Here is a 16969-nt window from a genome sequence, read left to right as displayed (position 1 = left end):
CAAATAACAAAAGAAAATGAAGAACTCAGAAATTTTGGAGCTATCAACTGAAGAATTGGTTGCAAGAGTAGGAGAGGAGAGAACAAACCTTACCAAACTTAAATTTGCCCATGCAGTATCAGCTATTGAGAATCCAACACGTATAACAAAAGTACGCAAGGACATTGCTCGGTTAAATACTGAATTAACAAAGCGTAAAGCTGCGTCAACTTCTGAAAACAATTAATTAAGCGTTCAGAAAAATGGAAAGAAATTTAAGAAAAACACGTACCGGTTTGGTAGTTAGCAATAAAATGCAAAAATCAATCGTAGTAGCTGTTGAACGTAAAGTAAAACACCCTATCTACGGTAAATTCGTAAAGAAAACTACCAAATTCATGGCTCATGATGAGACAAATACCTGTGGTATTGGTGATACCGTATTGATTATGGAAACACGTCCGTTGAGCAAAAGCAAAAACTGGAGATTAGTTCAAATTATAGAAAGGGCTAAATAAGATGGTACAACAGGAATCAAGATTAAACGTAGCCGATAACAGCGGAGCTAAAGAAGTTTTAGTGATCCGTGTATTGGGCGGTACTGGTAAAAGGTACGCATCAATCGGCGATAAGATAGTAGTTACTGTAAAAAGCGCTTTACCATCAGGTAACGTGAAAAAAGGTACTGTATCAAAAGCCGTAGTAGTACGCACCAAAAAAGAGATCCGCAGAAAAGATGGTTCATACATCCGTTTCGACGATAACGCAGCTGTATTGTTAAATAACCAGGACGAGCCGAGAGGTACCCGTATCTTTGGCCCTGTTGCAAGGGAACTGCGTGAGAAACAATTTATGAAAATTGTATCATTAGCACCGGAGGTATTGTAACATGGAAAAGAAAAAACACGAGCAACCAGCTAAATTAAAGATCCGTAAGGGCGACCTGGTTAAAGTTATAGCCGGTGATTCAAAAGGAACACAAGGCAAAATTGTTGAGGTTTTGTTAGACAAAGGCAGGGCTATTGTTGAAGGTGCCAATATGGTATCAAAACATACCAAACCTAATGCTGCTAATCCAAACGGTGGTATTGTTAAACAAGAAGCTGCTATACATATTTCAAACCTAATGCTGGTTGATCCTAAAACAGGTAACCCAACCCGTGTTGGCCGTAAGAAAAACGATGCCGGCAAATTAGTAAGGGTAGCAAAAAAATCAGGGGAGGAAATTAAGTAATGACTTACATACCAAGACTCAAAACAAAATACAAAGAGGAGATCCGTACCGCTCTGAAAGATAAATTTCAGTATAAAAGCGTAATGCAGGTTCCTAAACTGGAAAAAATTGCCATTAACCAGGGTGTTGGCGCTGCCACAACCGACAAGAAATTGATCGAAAACACCATCACTGAGTTAACTACCATTACCGGTCAGCAGGCAGTTGCTTCAAAATCTAAAAAAGATATCTCAAACTTTAAATTGCGTAAAAATATGCCGGTTGGCGTACGTGTTACCCTGCGTGACAACACAATGTATGAGTTTTTGGATCGTTTAATCGCTGTTGCCCTGCCACGTATCCGTGACTTTAAAGGTATCAACGACAAAGGTTTTGACGGAAGAGGTAACTATACATTAGGTATTACAGAGCAAATTATATTCCCTGAGATAAATATTGACAAAATCAATAAAATTCAAGGTATGGATATTACCTTTGTAACCTCCGCAACAAACGATGTTGAAGCATTGGAGTTGTTGAAACAATTTGGATTACCATTTAAAAATCAAAATAACAATGGCTAAAGAAGGTGTAAAAGCACGTGAATTAAAACGCGCTAAATTGGTTGCTAAATACGCAGAGAAAAGAGCAGCCCTTAAAGAGGCCGGCGATTATGCAGCCTTAGATAAATTGCCTAAAGCTTCATCTCCGGTAAAATTACACAACCGTTGTAAATTAACCGGCCGCCCTCGTGGTTATATGCGTCAGTTTGGCATTTCACGTGTAACATTCCGTGATATGGCATTAGCTGGTAAAATACCGGGAGTAAAGAAAGCAAGCTGGTAATATTAAGCTTAAAGCTTAAGGCATAAAGCGTAAGGCTCATGAAGCTTTAGGCTTTGTGCTTTTAGCATTAAGCACAAAAAATGAATTTAACCGATGGAAGGTCGCCCGGGATGTTACCGGAAGGAAACCACTATCATAACACAATAAAATGAATACAGATCCAATCGCAGATTATCTTACAAGAGTAAGGAATGCTATTAAAGCCAACCATAGGGTTGTTGAAATTCCTGCATCAAATCTGAAAAAGGAAATCACGAAAGTGCTTTTCGACAAAGGTTACATTGCCAATTACAAGTTTGAGGAAGTTGGTCCGCAAGGCAGCATTAAAGTTGCTTTAAAATACCACCCGATAACTAAAATTTCTGCTATCCGCAGCATTCAGCGCATCAGTAAACCAGGTTTGAGGAAATACGCAGGTACCGATAACCTGCCAAGAGTATTAAATGGTTTAGGAATCGCTATCCTGTCAACTTCAAAAGGTGTAATGACCGATAAAGAAGCTCGTCAGCAAAATGTAGGTGGCGAAGTATTATGCTACGTTTATTAATAGGAGAAATTAAGCAATGTCAAGAGTAGGAAAAGCACCGATAGCACTACCTCAGGGAGTTGCCGTTACCGTATCAGCAGAGAATGTTGTTACTGTAAAAGGCCCTAAAGGTGAGTTGCAGCAAGCGGTTGATAGCGATATCACCATTGCACAGGAAGACGGCCAATTGTTAGTTCAACGCCCGTCTGAACAAAAACGTCATAAAGCATTACATGGTTTATACCGTGCGCTTTTAAATAACATGGTAGTAGGTGTAACCACTGGTTACAAAGTGGAGCAGGAATTAGTAGGTGTAGGTTACCGTGCTACCAATACAGGTAATACTTTAGATCTGGTGTTGGGTTACTCTCACCACTATGTATTTGAATTACCAAAAGAAATTAAAGTTACAACCACTGCTGAGAAGGGTAAAAACCCTACCATCATCCTGGAATCTATCGACAAACAACTGATCGGTCAGGTAGCGGCAAAAATACGCTCGTTACGTGCACCAGAACCATACAAAGGTAAAGGTATCAAGTTTGTTGGCGAAGTATTGAGAAGAAAAGCAGGTAAATCAGCATCTAAAAAATAATCGTCATGGGAGCTAAATTATCAAGAAGAGACAGGATTAAAAAAGGCATCAGAAAACGCCTTTCAGGATCAACAGAGCGTCCTCGCCTGTCAGTTTACAGAAGTAATAAAGGAATTTACGCGCAGATCATTGACGATTTAACCGGTAAAACTATCGTATCGGCTTCATCTTTATCAAAAGATTTTGCAGCCAATGGCACTAAATCAGATCAATCAGTAGCCGTAGGCAAACTGGTAGCTCAAAAAGCTATTGCAGCAGGTATTAAAGATGTGGTTTTCGACAGGAACGGTTATTTGTACCATGGTCGTGTTAAATCACTGGCCGAAGGTGCACGTGAAGGTGGTTTAAACTTTTAATCGAAAAGAGAAATGTCAACAATCAACATAAAAAGAGTAAAAACAAGCGAGATCGAATTAAAAGACCGCTTGGTAAGCATACAACGCGTTGCCAAAGTAACCAAAGGTGGCCGTACATTCAGTTTCTCTGCCATTGTGGTAGTAGGTGACGAGAACGGTGTTGTAGGTTACGGCTTAGGTAAAGCCAAAGAGGTTACCGAAGCTATTGCAAAAGGCATTGATGATGCTAAAAAGAACCTGGTAAAAGTTCCTATCTTAAACGGAACTATACCTCACGAGCAAATTGGTAAATTTTCTGGCGGTTTTGTTTTCATTAAACCAGCAGCAAATGGTACCGGTGTTATTGCGGGTGGTGCGATGCGTGCCGTATTAGAGTCGGCAGGTATTCACAACGTACTGGCAAAATCAAAAGGTTCATCAAATCCGCACAACGTGGTAAAAGCAACTGTATCGGCATTAGCGCAATTACGCGACGCGCATACTGTAGCTCAGCAACGTGGCGTTAGTTTAGGTAAAGTATTTAACGGATAATCAGTCATGGCCAAAATCAAAATAACTCAGATTAAGAGCGTGATCGACAGAAGTGAACGCCAAAAAAAGACAGTCGAAGCTTTAGGCTTACGTAAAATTAACCACAGTGTGGAAGTAGAGGCTACACCTGCTATCATTGGGATGGTTAGAAAAGTTAATCACCTGGTAGCGGTAGAAAACATTTAATATCATGAATTTAAGTAATCTAAAACCTGCAGAAGGTTCTACTAAAAATAGAAAAAGAATTGGCCGTGGTACAGGTTCTGGCCGTGGCGGCACGTCAACCCGTGGCCACAAAGGCGCCGGTTCACGTTCAGGTACCAGCACTAAGGTAGGCTTTGAAGGTGGTCAAATGCCTTTACAACGTCGTGTACCTAAGGTTGGTTTCAAAAACCCTAACCGTGTTGAATACACAGGTGTTAATTTGGATGTACTGCAAGGCTTAGTTGAGAAATTCTCGCTGGCGGCAGTTGATTTCGATACCCTGAAAGAACATGGTTTGGTTTCACGTAACGACCTGGTGAAGATCCTGGGCCGTGGCGAACTGAAAGCCAAATTGGAAGTTAAAGCACATGCATTTACTGCTACAGCTCAAAAAGCTATTGAAGCAGCTGGTGGTACCATAGTTAAGTTGTAAGTTTCAATGAAGAAATTTTTCACCACATTATCCAATATCTGGAAAATCGAAGATCTGAGAGTGCGTATTATTAACACACTCTTATTTCTTTTAATATATCGCGTAGGCTCATTCGTAGTGTTGCCTGGCGTGAACGGTGCGTCATTCGCAAACCAAAAAGCAGAAGGATTAGTAGGATTGTTGAATATGTTTGCAGGAGGCTCGTTTTCACGTGCCTCTATTTTCGCGTTAGGCGTAATGCCTTACATTTCGGCGTCAATTGTGGTGCAACTGCTGGGTATTGCTGTGCCTTATTTTACCAAACTGCAAAAGGAAGGTGAAAGCGGGCGTAACAAGCTTAACCAGTGGACACGCTACCTAACCATCGGTATTACTGCTTTGCAGGCCATCGGTTATGTACGTTCACAAATTGGCCCTGATGCACGTTTAATCGGCGATCCGCTGTTTACCTTATTAACTACAGTAGTTTTAACCGCGGGTACATTATTTGTAATGTGGCTGGGCGAAAAAATTACAGATAAAGGTATCGGTAACGGTATATCGTTAATTATCATGGTGGGTATTATTGCCCAATTGCCTGGCGCATTTATAACAGAGTTTAGCTCACGTACCAGTGGTACAGGCGGCTTGGTAACTTTCATTGTTGAGATTGTTGCATTGATAGGTGTGGTAATGTTCACTATACTGATAGTACAGGGTACACGCAAAATCGCGGTACAATATGCTAAACGTATAGTAGGTAACAAGCAATATGGTGGTGTGCGCCAGTATATACCTTTAAAGGTAAATGCTGCCGGTGTAATGCCTATCATATTTGCCCAGGCCCTGATGTTCATTCCGCAAACTGTACAGCAGTTTTTCCCGAATGCTGCATCAAACGGTATCCTGATCGCATTGTCAAACTATAACTCATGGCAGCATAACCTGTTGTTTGGTATCCTGATCATCCTGTTCACTTATTTCTATACAGCTATTACGGTTAATCCTAACCAGATGGCTGATGATATGAAAAAGAACGGTGGCTTTATACCTGGCATTAAACCAGGCAAATCAACTGCCGATTTTATTGACGGTGTAATATCAAAAATAACTTTACCGGGATCAATATTCCTGGCTATTATAGCCATTATCCCGGCCATTGCCAGCTTGGTTGGCGTATCTCCAATTTTCGCAAGATTCTTTGGTGGTACTTCCCTGATCATCCTGGTGGGTGTAGTTTTGGATACCCTGCAACAAATAGAAAGTCACCTGTTGATGCGTCATTATGATGGTTTAATGAAAACCGGAAGAATTAAAGGTCGTACAGCAATGCCTGCTGCTGCCGGAACAACTCCGACGGCTATCTAATTTAAAGCATGTCAAAAATTCTTTACAAGTCTGCCGAAGAAATAGAGCTCATCAGAGAAAGCGCCTTACTGGTATCCCGCACACACGCGGAGGTTGCCAAAGTGATCGGACCTGGTGTTACAACTATTGAACTCGACAGACTTGCTGAAACCTTTATACGCGACAACGGCGGAGTCCCTACTTTTTTAAACTACGGCGGCTTTCCTTATTCACTTTGCATATCGCTGAATGATCAGGTAGTACATGGTTTCCCCGGAAACTATACCCTGCAGGAAGGTGATCTGGTATCTGTTGACTGTGGAGCTACCTTAAATGGCTTTGTGGGAGATTCGGCTTATACCTTCGCTATTGGCGAGGTAAGCGATACTGTTAAGAAGCTCATGAGGGTAACCAAGGAGTGTCTTGACTTAGGAGTTGCGAAAGCGGTTGTTGGTATGCGCATAGGCGATATCGGTTATGCGATACAGGAACATGCAGAGAAGAACGGCTTTGGCGTAGTAAAGGAGCTTGTGGGGCATGGAGTTGGCGTTAAGCTGCACGAAAAACCTGAAGTGCCTAATTATGGTAAGCGCGGAGCGGGTATCAAACTGGAAGAAGGAATGGTGATTGCTATTGAGCCCATGATCAACGCTGGCCGTGCGGGTGTTAAGTTTTGGGACGACGGATGGACGGTTTCAACTGTCGATAAAAAGCCATCGGCCCATTATGAGCATACCGTAGCTATTGGTAAAGGTAAACCAGACATTTTATCAACGTTTGAGTATGTTGAAAATGTTTTGAAAGAAAAGAATAATAATTAAATAAATTTTTATTAATTTTGCATCCCGGTTTTAGGGCGGATAATTAAGTAATAATCAACAAAATATGGCTAAACAATCTTCGATTGAGCAAGACGGTACAATTAGGGAAGCATTGTCAAATGCAATGTTCAGGGTTGAACTGGAAAATGGTCATGAGATTATTGCACACATTTCCGGCAAAATGCGTATGCACTACATTAAAATTTTACCTGGCGACAGAGTGAAGCTTGAAATGAGCCCGTACGACTTAACAAAGGGTAGAATAACTTATAGATATAAATAAACAAAGAGATGAAAGTTAGAGCATCCATAAAAAAACGCAGCGCTGATTGCAAGATCATTCGCCGTAACGGGAAACTTTATGTTATTAACAAAAAGAACCCTAAATACAAACAGCGTCAGGGATAATTAAAAAACTGTGATAATTCGTACAACGGTGGCCCGCCGTTCGGTTATCATTTAAAAAACAAACAATAAATATGGCAAGGATTTCAGGTATAGATTTACCGAAAAACAAAAGAGGAGAAATCGGACTTACTTACATTTTCGGTATAGGCCGCTCAACAGCTCAAAAGATTTTGACTGAGGCTGGTATTGATTTTAATACAAAAGTACAAGACTGGACCGATGAGCAATTAGCCTCAATTCGTGGAATTATCAACGATCAGATCAAAGTGGAAGGTGCGCTACGTTCAGAAGTGCAGCTTAACATCAAACGTTTGATGGATATAGGTTGTTACCGTGGTACACGTCACCGTAAAGGTTTACCATTACGTGGTCAGCGTACTAAAAATAATTCACGTACCCGTAAAGGAAAACGTAAAACAGTTGCTAACAAGAAAAAAGCTACTAAATAATATTGAATAGTGATTGGAGAGCGATGAGTTTTGTCGCTTAACAATTCATTAGGATTACCTCATTTAACAATATAATTAATGGGTCCGGGTTATTCGATAACTCAGTAATTCATTAATTCAAAAATTAAAAAAATGGCTAAGAGCAAAAAAGTAACCAAAAAGCGCGTTGTAATTGTTGAGCCTGTAGGCGAAGCACACATCAATGCTACTTTTAACAATATCATCATCACCCTTACCAACAAAACCGGTCAGGCTGTATCATGGTCATCAGCAGGTAAAATGGGTTTTAAAGGTTCAAAAAAGAACACCCCTTATGCCGCTTCACAAGCAGCTGCCGATTGCGGTAAAGTAGCTTATGACCTGGGCCTACGTAAAGTTGAAGTATTTGTAAAAGGTCCGGGTGCAGGTCGCGAGTCGGCTATCCGTACTTTGCAAACTGCAGGTATTGAGGTTACAACTATCAAAGATATCACACCGCTTCCGCACAACGGTTGTCGTCCTTCAAAAAGAAGAAGAGTTTAATTAACAATTATTTTTAAAGCTAAGATTCGGCAGCTACAGGTTGCTTGATACTTTAAGAACACACAAAAATGGCTAGATATACAGGACCAAAATCCAAAATTGCACGTCGTTTCCGTGAGCCGATCTTCGGTCCGGATAAAGCGTTAGAACGTAAGAACTATCCACCGGGAATGCACGGTGCCTCAAAAAGAAGAGGAAAACAATCTGAGTATTCAACTCAGTTACAGGAGAAACAAAAAGTAAAATACACTTATGGTGTGTTAGAGCGTCAGTTCGAGAACTTGTTTCACCGCGCATCTGCTAAAGAGGGTATCACAGGCGAAAACCTGCTGAAATTCTTAGAAGCTCGTTTAGATAACGCTGTTTACCGTTTAGGTATTGCTCCAACACGTTCTGCAGCCCGTCAGTTAGTTAATCACAAACACATTAATGTTAATGGTGCTGTGGTAAACATCGCTTCATACGCTTTAAAAGCAGGTGATGTGATCTCTGTACGTGAAAAATCTAAATCATTAGAAGCAATCACTACATCAGTAGCCGGAAGAAGAATCAATAAATACAGCTGGTTAGAATGGGATGCTAACGCCTTAACAGGTAAATTCCTAAACTATCCTAACCGCGACGAGATACCTGAGAATATCAAAGAAAACCTAATCGTCGAGTTGTACTCTAAATAAGATATGAGATATTAGATGTGAGATTTGAGACTTGTTTTCAAATCTCATTTCTGGTTTCATACATATACAAAAGGAAATAAGTAAAAGAGGTTAGATGATAAGATTTCAGAAAGGGTGAGTGTAAGTCTCACATCTCAAATCTCACATCTCGCATCTATAATCAAGTAAACAATAAATAAAGGATATAAATGGCAATTTTAGCATTTCAAAAACCAGACAAGGTTATCATGCAGAAAGCAAATGATTTCGATGGTACGTTTGAGTTTCGTCCGTTAGAACCAGGCTTCGGTATAACCATTGGTAATGCTCTTCGTCGTATCTTACTTTCATCACTTGAAGGTTTTGCCATCACTTCTGTTCGTTTTTCAGGAGTTACGCATGAGTTTTCAACCATCAAAGGTGTTGTTGAAGACGTAACCGAGATCATTCTGAACCTGAAGCAAGTTCGTTTCAAAAAAACAGGCGAGTCTGGTGATACTGAAAAGGTATTCGTTATCATAAATGGCCAGGACGCTTTTAAAGCCGGAGATGTTACTAAATTCTCTAATAACTTTACTGTTTTAAATCCTGATCTGGTTATCTGTAACATGGACTCATCTGTAACGCTTGAAATTGAGCTTACTGTAGGTAAAGGCCGTGGTTATGTACCAAGCGAAGAAAATAAGAATCCGGATGCGAACGTTGGTGTAATAGCTATCGATTCCATCTTTACGCCTATTAAAAACGTAAAATATACTATTGAGAACTATCGTGTTGAGCAAAAAACCGACTATGAAAAATTAGTATTGGATATTGCTACCGATGGATCAATTCATCCGGAAGACGCTTTAAAAGAAGCAGCCAAAATTCTGATTCAGCACTTTATGCTGTTCAGCGATGAAAACATGATGTTGGAAGCACAGGCTAAAGAAGAAACTAAAGAAGTTGACGAAGAGATCCTGCATATGCGCAAGATCCTGAAAACTGAATTGGTTGATCTTGACCTTTCTGTACGCGCCCTGAACTGCCTAAAAGCTGCCGACATCCGCAGCCTGGCCGACTTGGTATCATACGATGTTGCTGATATGTTAAAATTCAGAAACTTTGGTAAAAAGTCATTAACTGAAATTCAGGACCTGGTTAAATCAAAAGGCTTATCTTTTGGTATGAACCTGTCTAAATTCAAGTTAGACGAAGAATAAGATTTGAGATGTTAGATATGAGATTTGAGACAAATTTCATATCTGACTTTTAAATATAATTAAAAGGTGTGGGCCAGGAGCAATCTCAAATCTCACATCTCAGTACTAAAATCTAATTAGCGAAGGCATAATTCCGAAGGCTTGATTTTATCGCCGGACGGTATGCACGTGAAATAATTTAATAATAATGAGACACGGAAACAAAAACAATCACTTAGGCCGTACTACCAGCCACCGCAAAGCGATGCTGGCTAACATGGCAACTTCGCTTATTTTACACAAGCGTATCACTACAACATTAGCAAAAGCAAAAGTTTTACGCGGTTATGTTGAGCCACTTTTAACAAAATCAAAAAACGATACTACACACTCTCGTCGTACAGTGTTTAGCTATTTACAAGACAAAGACGCGGTTACTATCCTGTTCCGCGAAATTGCTGAGAAAATTGCTACCCGCCCAGGCGGTTACACCCGTATTGTGAAGTTAGAGAACCGTTTAGGTGATAACGCTGAAATGGCAATCATCGAATTAGTAGACTACAACACCGTTTACGGTGCTGATACTGCAGCTGCAGCTAAAAAATCAACCCGTCGTCGTGGTGGTTCTGGTGCTAAAGCAAAAGCAGCGCCTGCTAAAGAAACTGCTCCTGTTGAAGAAGCAAAAGTTGTTGAAGAAGAAGTTAAAGCAGAAACACCGGTTGCTGAAGCTACTGAAACTCCGGCTGCTGAAGCTCCTGCAACACCAGAAGCAGAAGAAAACGCTGAAAAAGGAGAATAATTTCTCTTTTGAGATATTAAGAAAACGCCTTGCTCATTTGAGCAAGGCGTTTTTGTTTTAATCGATTTTATATACACCAGGTTTCTTTTTATGATAGCTTTGAAATGAACCTTAAAGCAATGAAAGTACAGTGTCCAAAATGTAAAAGCGATTTTGTAACAAGTTATACTAAGCGAAAGTATTTCATAAAATCGGTTGCATGCCTTTTGTTGATCTTATTTTGTTGGTTTTCTTTTAATTCAGTGCAAAAAGAAGAAGATGTTGACCGGGTTGTTCTTTTAGAACTGATGTGGAGTCCTTGCCTTGCGGTGGCCTCTTTAATATTGGGTGCCTACTATTTTATAAAAGGTTTTTCAACCAGGGAAACAAAATACAAATGCGAGTATTGTAAAAATAGATTTACAACTCCTTTAACCATTAATTAAACGTTTATCATTAACTTGCTTTAGATTAGGTAGGGAGTTATGTACCTTATGATAAAACCATAACCGAAAACTAAATTAAAGAGAGAAATGAAAACTAATTTTGGGAAAACCATTAGCAGAAAAGAAATGAAACAAATTAAAGGCGGTATCGGTATTGGATGCGGTATAGAAGGAAACAAAGCGAAGTTTTGGACAGAGGGGTGTTGCCATGGACTTTATACCTGTCCGGTTTCAACCCTTTGTGTAACTTCTTTGGATAACTGTTTAAATTAATAAAAACAAAGCAGTTTAATCATCATTACCCGCTTTGCGGGTAATGATGATTGCCTTATTAGATGTTAAAACCTGTTTAATAGCTCAAACTCCCTATACAATCCGGCCTTTCCTTCATTAGCGCAAATCTTGTGCAACTGTTTAGTGTGCTGATGACTTGTGCTTTTATACTAAGCATTGAAGTCACAAGTCAGCCATTACTCACAAACTGCAACACAAGACTTGCGCCAGAAGGGATTTTTACAATGTTAAAAATAAAAAGACTCGTGCTTGCCACGTTCTATTGTAACGGATTCAAAAGGATCGCCCATCATGCCACCATGTTCGCTTGATAATACCGGGCCAATGCTTTTGTGCCAAAGCTTCCATGTGGAACCATTTTGCTTATAGATCCATAGTTGCCTTTCAGTACCCAGTTCAACTTTTTTAGGTGTATCAAACACTACCACCAGTTCGGGGATACCATCTTTATCCAGATCGCCTTTGGTTTCCATCAATTTTTTAAAGCCGGTAGGTATAACAATATCAGCTATTTTTACTGGCATAGCCTTACTGATAGCTACAGTAAAAAATAGCATTAAAAAAGCAGAAAATAGTAGCTGGCGTATCATAGCTTATTTAGTTGCATAATAATTATGAATATAAACGTATTGTGCGACTATAGCTAAAGTATATTTTAAATGATTTGGGTTTTACTGTTTTGTTTATTAAGTAATTCCGATCGCGTTGTCCATGAGCGAAATCGAGAGATATTCGTGATTTTTTCTATAATCTGATAACCCATAAATCTGAAAACTCCGGTTCAGACAAAATTCTGGTTCGGGGAAATTTTCTGCCAACCTGTCACCAATGTCTATAGCATTTCTGACGCAATATTTGTCATCCTGACTATATATACTGCCAAATGGCTATTGGCACAAACGTTGATAAATAGCTGTAGTTAGTAAAATATTAAATCAAGTAAAACAATCATATGTCTAAAATAATTGGAATCGACTTAGGAACAACAAACTCCTGCGTAGCTGTAATGGAAGGTAATGAGCCTGTAGTTATTGCTAACAGTGAGGGAAAACGTACTACGCCGTCCGTAGTAGCTTTTATTGACAACGGCGAGCGTAAAGTTGGCGACCCTGCAAAACGTCAGGCCATCACTAACCCTACAAAAACCATTTCGTCAATTAAACGCTTTATGGGTAACCAGTTTAACGAAGTTACAAGTGAAGCAGCCCGCGTACCTTACAAGGTAGTAAAAGGTGATAACAACACCCCGCGTGTTGAAATTGGCGATCGTAAATACACTCCGCAAGAGATCTCGGCCATGATCCTTCAGAAAATGAAGAAAACAGCTGAAGACTTTTTGGGTACCGAAGTAACTGAAGCGGTTATTACCGTACCAGCTTACTTTAACGATGCTCAGCGTCAGGCTACTAAAGAAGCCGGTGAAATTGCAGGTTTAAAAGTACGTCGTATCATTAACGAACCTACTGCTGCTGCCTTAGCTTATGGCTTTGATAAAGCGCACAAGGATATGAAGATCGCGGTATTTGACTGCGGTGGTGGTACACATGACGTATCTATCCTGGAATTAGGCGATGGTGTATTCGAAGTAAAATCAACCGATGGTGATACGCACTTAGGTGGTGACGACTTTGACCAGGTAATTATTGACTGGTTAGCCGACGAATTTAAAAATGATGAAGGTATTGATCTGCGTAAAGATCCAATGGCTTTACAACGTTTAAAAGAATCAGCCGAGAAAGCTAAGATTGAGTTATCAAGCTCTGCACAAACAGAAATTAACTTGCCTTACATCACTGCTGTTGATGGTATGCCAAAGCACTTAGTTAAAACTTTAACCCGTGCTAAATTTGAGCAACTGGCAGACAGTCTGATCAAACGTACTATCGATCCATGTAAATCAGCTTTGAAAAACGCTGGCTTAAGCACATCAGATATCGACGAAGTTATTCTGGTAGGTGGTTCAACCCGTATCCCTGCTATACAGGAAGCTGTTGAAAAATTTTTTGGTAAAGCACCTTCAAAAGGTGTTAACCCAGATGAGGTTGTAGCTATCGGTGCTGCTATTCAAGGTGGTGTATTAACCGGTGAAGTGAAAGATGTGTTGCTGTTAGATGTTACCCCGCTTTCATTAGGTATCGAAACTATGGGTGGTGTAATGACCAAACTAATCGAGTCGAACACAACTATCCCAACCAAAAAGTCTGAAACATTCTCAACTGCGTCTGATAGCCAGCCATCTGTTGAGATCCACATATTACAGGGTGAGCGCCCAATGGCTGCGGGTAACCGTACTATAGGCCGTTTCCACCTGGATGGTATACCACCAGCACCTCGCGGTGTGCCTCAGATCGAAGTAACCTTTGATATTGACGCAAATGGTATATTACACGTATCTGCTAAGGATAAAGCAACAGGTAAAGAACAAAAGATCCGTATCGAAGCTTCTTCAGGTTTAACTGATGCCGAGATCAAAAAGATGAAGGACGAGGCTGAAGCTAACGCTGATGCCGATAAAAAAGCAAAAGAAGAAGTTGAAAAACTGAACGCTGCTGATGCCCTGATCTTCTCCACAGAAAAACAACTGAAAGAGTATGGTGACAAAATTTCAGCCGACAAAAAAGGTCCTATCGAAGCTGGTTTAACCAAGCTGAAAGAAGCCTATGCATCTAAGAACTTCGATGCTATCGAAGCTGCTCAAACCGAACTGAATGCTGCATGGGCAACTGCATCTGAAGAGATGTACAAAGCCTCTGCCGAAGCAGGTCAGCCAGGTGCCGAAGGCGCTCCAGGTGCAGGTCCGCAGGATCAAGGCGACAGCGTAACCGATGTTGACTTTGAAGAAGTAAAAGACGATACAAAATAATATAAGTGTTGTTGAATAATAAAAAGCCCGGTCAGGATTTTCCTGACCGGGCTTTTTTGTTAGGCTTTTAGCACAACAAAAGCATAATTATCTGAGATTATTAATGGCGTTTTTTGCTGTATCTTGTTTCAGCTTCATAATGCTTGTAAGGGTTGCAAAGCTGCTATCTTGAACTAATTCGGCGGTTCCGCCAGAAATTTTTCTTTGCTCATCTTCCGTCAGTTCTATTAACTGCAATTTTTCATTAATTGTTTGGTTTTTCATTTTGTTAAGTTTTAAAAGTTAAAAAATGCTTATCCTTTTCGAAGGCAAAATTAAAATAGTAAATTAAACGATAAGTATTGAAAAATTCTTTTAACACAAAACAAAAAATCCCGCACAATGGCGGGATTTAAATATAGAAAGAGGACTAAATTAATCCCAAAGTTTTGAAGGATAGGTGCCGTTATTTACCAGTTCCGAGATGCTTTTTTGTACAATAGGTTTATCTTCTTTATAAGTTACACCAAACCATTTGGAACCGGTTGGGATAACTTTGAATGAAGCCGTGCCGGATTTGATCAGCTGATCGGCAACCAGGGGGATAAAGAACTCTGATTTTGGGTTATTTTCATTCGCCGCTACAAATTCTTTGAACATGTTTTCGCTTTGCGCAAATACAGCCGGAGTAAAGCCCCAAAAATTCATAGATACGCGGGTATCGTTTGATAAGGCATGCTCGCCGGTAGCATCTTTATAAGCTACGCTGCCGTCTTCTTTAAAGTAAACCTCGGTGCGCTCGTTGATCTCCACCATATTACCTGCATCATCAACCTTACAAACACCGCGAGATACCGAACCATAGTCAGACAGGGTTCTGTCAATCTGGTAACCGATCAGCGAATAAGTGTCGTCAGCAACTTCGGTGGTTAAAAATTTGGCCATCTTTTCAAATGAGTCATAACCGTAAAAGTCATCCGCATTGATCACACAAAAAGGCTCGTTGATCTGATTACGTGCGGCAAGCACCGCGTGAGCAGTACCCCACGGTTTGGCGCGTTCAATGGTTTTATCAATACCAAAAGGCGTTAAATCAAAACTTTGAAAGACATAATCGGTTTCGATACGGCCCTTAAGCTTCGGTTCAAAAATAGCTTTAAAATTATCAGCAAATTCTTCGCGGATAATAAAACTAACTTTGCCAAAACCCGCTTTGATAGCATCGTAAATGGAATAGTCGATAATTGTTTCTCCGTTGGGGCCAAAGCCATCAACTTGTTTCATGCTGCCATAGCGGCTGGCCATTCCCGCGGCCAAAATAAGAAGTGTTGGTTTCATAGATAGATATTGGGGTATTTTGGAATAACCAAATGCTTTTGCATAAAATTTTATAATGAAATGAATCTATTACCTAAATTGTTTTAAAAAAACGCGTAATTATTTGATATATCTGAAATCCTGACCGGCTTTGATATTTAATAATGACTCGTAAATAAGGCGTATCACGTTGTCTACGTCTTCTTTATGGATCATTTCAACAGTAGTATGCATGTACCGTAATGGTAAAGAGATCAACGCCGATGGCACGCCATCATTTGAATAAGCAAAGGCGTCTGTATCCGTACCGGTTGAGCGCGATGATGCCTGGCGCTGAAAAGGTATATTAGCTTTTTGGGCTGTTTCGATAAGCAGTTTGTTCAAGTTGTTTTGAACCGCTGGCGCGTATGATACTACCGGACCTTTACCGCAAGCCAGATCGCCCTGGGTTATCTTATTGATCATCGGCGTTTGCGTATCATGCGTAACGTCGGTTACAATGGCCACGTTTGGCTTTATTTTGTGAGCGATCATTTCGGCGCCACGCAATCCAATTTCTTCCTGTACCGCATTCACGATATATAGTCCGAAAGGTAACTTTACTTTGTTCTCTTTTAACAAACGGGCAACCTCGGCTATCATAAAACCACCGGCACGGTTATCCAGCGCGCGGCCAACATAATAACGATCGTTCAGGATCATGAATTCATCCTCATAGGTAATTACACAACCTACATGGATGCCCAGCTTTTCTACTTCTTCTTTTGAAGTGCAACCGCAATCAAGGAAAATGTTTTTTAAAGTTGGCGCCTCTTCCTTATCGCCGCCTAAGCGGGTATGAATAGCCGGCCAGCCAAAAACCGCTTTTACCACACCATTATCGGTATGTATGTTCACCCTTTTTGAAGGGGCTATCTGGTGGTCTGAACCGCCGTTACGGATCACGTATATTAGGCCGTCATTGGTAATATAATTTACAAACCATGAGATCTCGTCGGCATGGGCCTCAATAACTACTTTATAGTCGGCCTTGGGGTTGATTACACCTACCGCGGTACCGTAATTATCTACATAATGGGTATCAATGTAAGGTTTCAGATAGTCGAGCCATAATTCCTGGCCTTTCCATTCAAAACCGGTAGGGGATGGGTTGTTTATATATTTTTCAAAAAATGAAAGAGAGGTTTCGTTTACAACAGGGGCATGCGTTGATGCATCTGATTTTTTTTTAGCCATATTTCTTTAG

At 40.3% G+C, this 16969-nt stretch carries 27 protein-coding genes; 23 read left to right on the top strand and 4 right to left on the bottom strand.

Annotated elements, in window-relative coordinates; all coding sequences use genetic code 11:
• Positions 1-16 precede the first annotated feature (16 nt).
• The 22 genes from rpmC (at position 17) to ACNURT_RS22405 (ending at position 11543) form a co-directional block, all read left to right on the top strand.
• Positions 17-226, top strand: coding sequence for a 50S ribosomal protein L29 (gene rpmC, locus ACNURT_RS22510; protein ID WP_090462779.1), 210 nt, complete (start codon positions 17-19; stop codon positions 224-226).
• 16 nt (positions 227-242) lie between these two features.
• Positions 243-497 carry a 30S ribosomal protein S17 gene (gene rpsQ / locus ACNURT_RS22505; protein WP_090462782.1) on the top strand — a complete coding sequence of 85 codons (255 nt, stop codon included), beginning with the start codon at positions 243-245 and terminating at the stop codon, positions 495-497.
• 1 nt (position 498) lies between these two features.
• Complete coding sequence (gene rplN / locus ACNURT_RS22500) at positions 499-867, top strand: 50S ribosomal protein L14 (RefSeq protein ID WP_073405786.1); 369 nt, start codon at positions 499-501, stop codon at positions 865-867.
• Between the two features lies 1 nt (position 868).
• Positions 869-1213 (top strand): 50S ribosomal protein L24, encoded by a 345-nt coding sequence (rplX, locus tag ACNURT_RS22495; protein WP_166095873.1) that lies wholly within the window; start codon positions 869-871, stop codon positions 1211-1213.
• The gene (rplE, locus tag ACNURT_RS22490; protein WP_090462789.1) at positions 1213-1776 is read left to right on the top strand and encodes a 50S ribosomal protein L5; all 564 of its coding nucleotides are present in this window, start codon (positions 1213-1215) and stop codon (positions 1774-1776) included. Before rplX ends, rplE begins: the two co-directional genes overlap by 1 nt.
• Positions 1769-2038 carry a 30S ribosomal protein S14 gene (gene rpsN, locus ACNURT_RS22485; RefSeq protein ID WP_166095871.1) on the top strand — a complete coding sequence of 90 codons (270 nt, stop codon included), beginning with the start codon at positions 1769-1771 and terminating at the stop codon, positions 2036-2038. Before rplE ends, rpsN begins: the two co-directional genes overlap by 8 nt.
• 148 nt (positions 2039-2186) lie before the next feature.
• On the top strand, positions 2187-2585 hold the full coding sequence (gene rpsH, locus ACNURT_RS22480; RefSeq protein ID WP_076377401.1) for a 30S ribosomal protein S8: 399 nt from the start codon (positions 2187-2189) through the stop codon (positions 2583-2585).
• A gap of 16 nt (positions 2586-2601) precedes the next feature.
• The gene (rplF, locus tag ACNURT_RS22475) at positions 2602-3159 is read left to right on the top strand and encodes a 50S ribosomal protein L6 (protein WP_090462794.1); all 558 of its coding nucleotides are present in this window, start codon (positions 2602-2604) and stop codon (positions 3157-3159) included.
• Positions 3156-3515 carry a 50S ribosomal protein L18 gene (rplR, locus tag ACNURT_RS22470; protein WP_419702140.1) on the top strand — a complete coding sequence of 120 codons (360 nt, stop codon included), beginning with the start codon at positions 3156-3158 and terminating at the stop codon, positions 3513-3515. Before rplF ends, rplR begins: the two co-directional genes overlap by 4 nt.
• Positions 3516-3527: 12 nt before the next feature.
• Positions 3528-4046, top strand: coding sequence for a 30S ribosomal protein S5 (gene rpsE, locus ACNURT_RS22465; protein ID WP_076377395.1), 519 nt, complete (start codon positions 3528-3530; stop codon positions 4044-4046).
• Positions 4047-4052: 6 nt separating this feature from the next.
• On the top strand, positions 4053-4232 hold the full coding sequence (gene rpmD, locus ACNURT_RS22460) for a 50S ribosomal protein L30 (protein WP_076377393.1): 180 nt from the start codon (positions 4053-4055) through the stop codon (positions 4230-4232).
• A 4-nt stretch (positions 4233-4236) separates the two neighbouring features.
• Positions 4237-4683, top strand: coding sequence for a 50S ribosomal protein L15 (rplO, locus tag ACNURT_RS22455; protein ID WP_076377391.1), 447 nt, complete (start codon positions 4237-4239; stop codon positions 4681-4683).
• Positions 4684-4689: 6 nt separating this feature from the next.
• Complete coding sequence (secY, locus tag ACNURT_RS22450; protein WP_166095856.1) at positions 4690-6030, top strand: preprotein translocase subunit SecY; 1341 nt, start codon at positions 4690-4692, stop codon at positions 6028-6030.
• A gap of 8 nt (positions 6031-6038) precedes the next feature.
• A complete protein-coding gene (gene map / locus ACNURT_RS22445) occupies positions 6039-6830 on the top strand; it encodes a type I methionyl aminopeptidase (protein WP_370996293.1) in 792 nt (263 codons plus the stop codon).
• Between the two features lie 64 nt (positions 6831-6894).
• The gene (gene infA / locus ACNURT_RS22440) at positions 6895-7113 is read left to right on the top strand and encodes a translation initiation factor IF-1 (protein WP_022833270.1); all 219 of its coding nucleotides are present in this window, start codon (positions 6895-6897) and stop codon (positions 7111-7113) included.
• 8 nt (positions 7114-7121) lie between these two features.
• Complete coding sequence (rpmJ, locus tag ACNURT_RS22435) at positions 7122-7238, top strand: 50S ribosomal protein L36 (protein WP_074487407.1); 117 nt, start codon at positions 7122-7124, stop codon at positions 7236-7238.
• 71 nt (positions 7239-7309) lie between these two features.
• Complete coding sequence (gene rpsM, locus ACNURT_RS22430) at positions 7310-7687, top strand: 30S ribosomal protein S13 (RefSeq protein ID WP_076377385.1); 378 nt, start codon at positions 7310-7312, stop codon at positions 7685-7687.
• A gap of 132 nt (positions 7688-7819) precedes the next feature.
• Entirely contained in the window at positions 7820-8209 is a 390-nt protein-coding gene (gene rpsK / locus ACNURT_RS22425; RefSeq protein WP_166095849.1) for a 30S ribosomal protein S11, read from the top strand.
• Positions 8210-8277: 68 nt separating this feature from the next.
• Entirely contained in the window at positions 8278-8886 is a 609-nt protein-coding gene (gene rpsD / locus ACNURT_RS22420) for a 30S ribosomal protein S4 (protein WP_076377381.1), read from the top strand.
• Between the two features lie 188 nt (positions 8887-9074).
• The gene (locus ACNURT_RS22415) at positions 9075-10067 is read left to right on the top strand and encodes a DNA-directed RNA polymerase subunit alpha (RefSeq protein WP_076377379.1); all 993 of its coding nucleotides are present in this window, start codon (positions 9075-9077) and stop codon (positions 10065-10067) included.
• 187 nt (positions 10068-10254) lie between these two features.
• Entirely contained in the window at positions 10255-10845 is a 591-nt protein-coding gene (gene rplQ, locus ACNURT_RS22410) for a 50S ribosomal protein L17 (RefSeq protein WP_419699574.1), read from the top strand.
• Positions 10846-11357: 512 nt separating this feature from the next.
• Positions 11358-11543 (top strand): hypothetical protein, encoded by a 186-nt coding sequence (locus ACNURT_RS22405; RefSeq protein ID WP_419699573.1) that lies wholly within the window; start codon positions 11358-11360, stop codon positions 11541-11543.
• Between the two features lie 248 nt (positions 11544-11791).
• On the opposite strand, the gene ACNURT_RS22400 is transcribed toward ACNURT_RS22405, so the two are convergent.
• Entirely contained in the window at positions 11792-12154 is a 363-nt protein-coding gene (locus ACNURT_RS22400; protein WP_419699572.1) for a hypothetical protein, read from the bottom strand.
• Positions 12155-12516: 362 nt separating this feature from the next.
• On the opposite strand from ACNURT_RS22400, the gene dnaK reads away from it, so the two are divergent.
• Positions 12517-14427 carry a molecular chaperone DnaK gene (gene dnaK / locus ACNURT_RS22395; protein ID WP_370996297.1) on the top strand — a complete coding sequence of 637 codons (1911 nt, stop codon included), beginning with the start codon at positions 12517-12519 and terminating at the stop codon, positions 14425-14427.
• An 87-nt stretch (positions 14428-14514) separates the two neighbouring features.
• Here dnaK and ACNURT_RS22390 read toward each other — a convergent pair whose 3' ends face one another.
• The 3 genes from ACNURT_RS22390 to ACNURT_RS22380 all read right to left on the bottom strand — a co-directional run bounded on the left by ACNURT_RS22390 (position 14515) and on the right by ACNURT_RS22380 (position 16959).
• On the bottom strand, positions 14515-14691 hold the full coding sequence (locus tag ACNURT_RS22390) for a hypothetical protein (protein WP_419699571.1): 177 nt from the start codon (positions 14689-14691) through the stop codon (positions 14515-14517).
• Positions 14692-14841: 150 nt separating this feature from the next.
• Positions 14842-15744 (bottom strand): nucleotidyltransferase family protein, encoded by a 903-nt coding sequence (locus ACNURT_RS22385; protein ID WP_370996299.1) that lies wholly within the window; start codon positions 15742-15744, stop codon positions 14842-14844.
• Positions 15745-15843: 99 nt separating this feature from the next.
• Positions 15844-16959, bottom strand: a complete 1116-nt coding sequence (locus ACNURT_RS22380; protein WP_419699570.1) for a M42 family metallopeptidase — start codon at positions 16957-16959, stop codon at positions 15844-15846.
• Between the last annotated feature and the right edge of the window lie 10 nt (positions 16960-16969).

It is taken from the genome of Mucilaginibacter sp. NFX135 (assembly GCF_048565145.1).
Taxonomy (GTDB): Bacteria; Bacteroidota; Bacteroidia; order Sphingobacteriales; family Sphingobacteriaceae; genus Mucilaginibacter.
The sequence above is the reverse complement of the archived record's forward strand: the minus strand, read 5'-3'. Positions and strand labels throughout refer to the sequence as shown.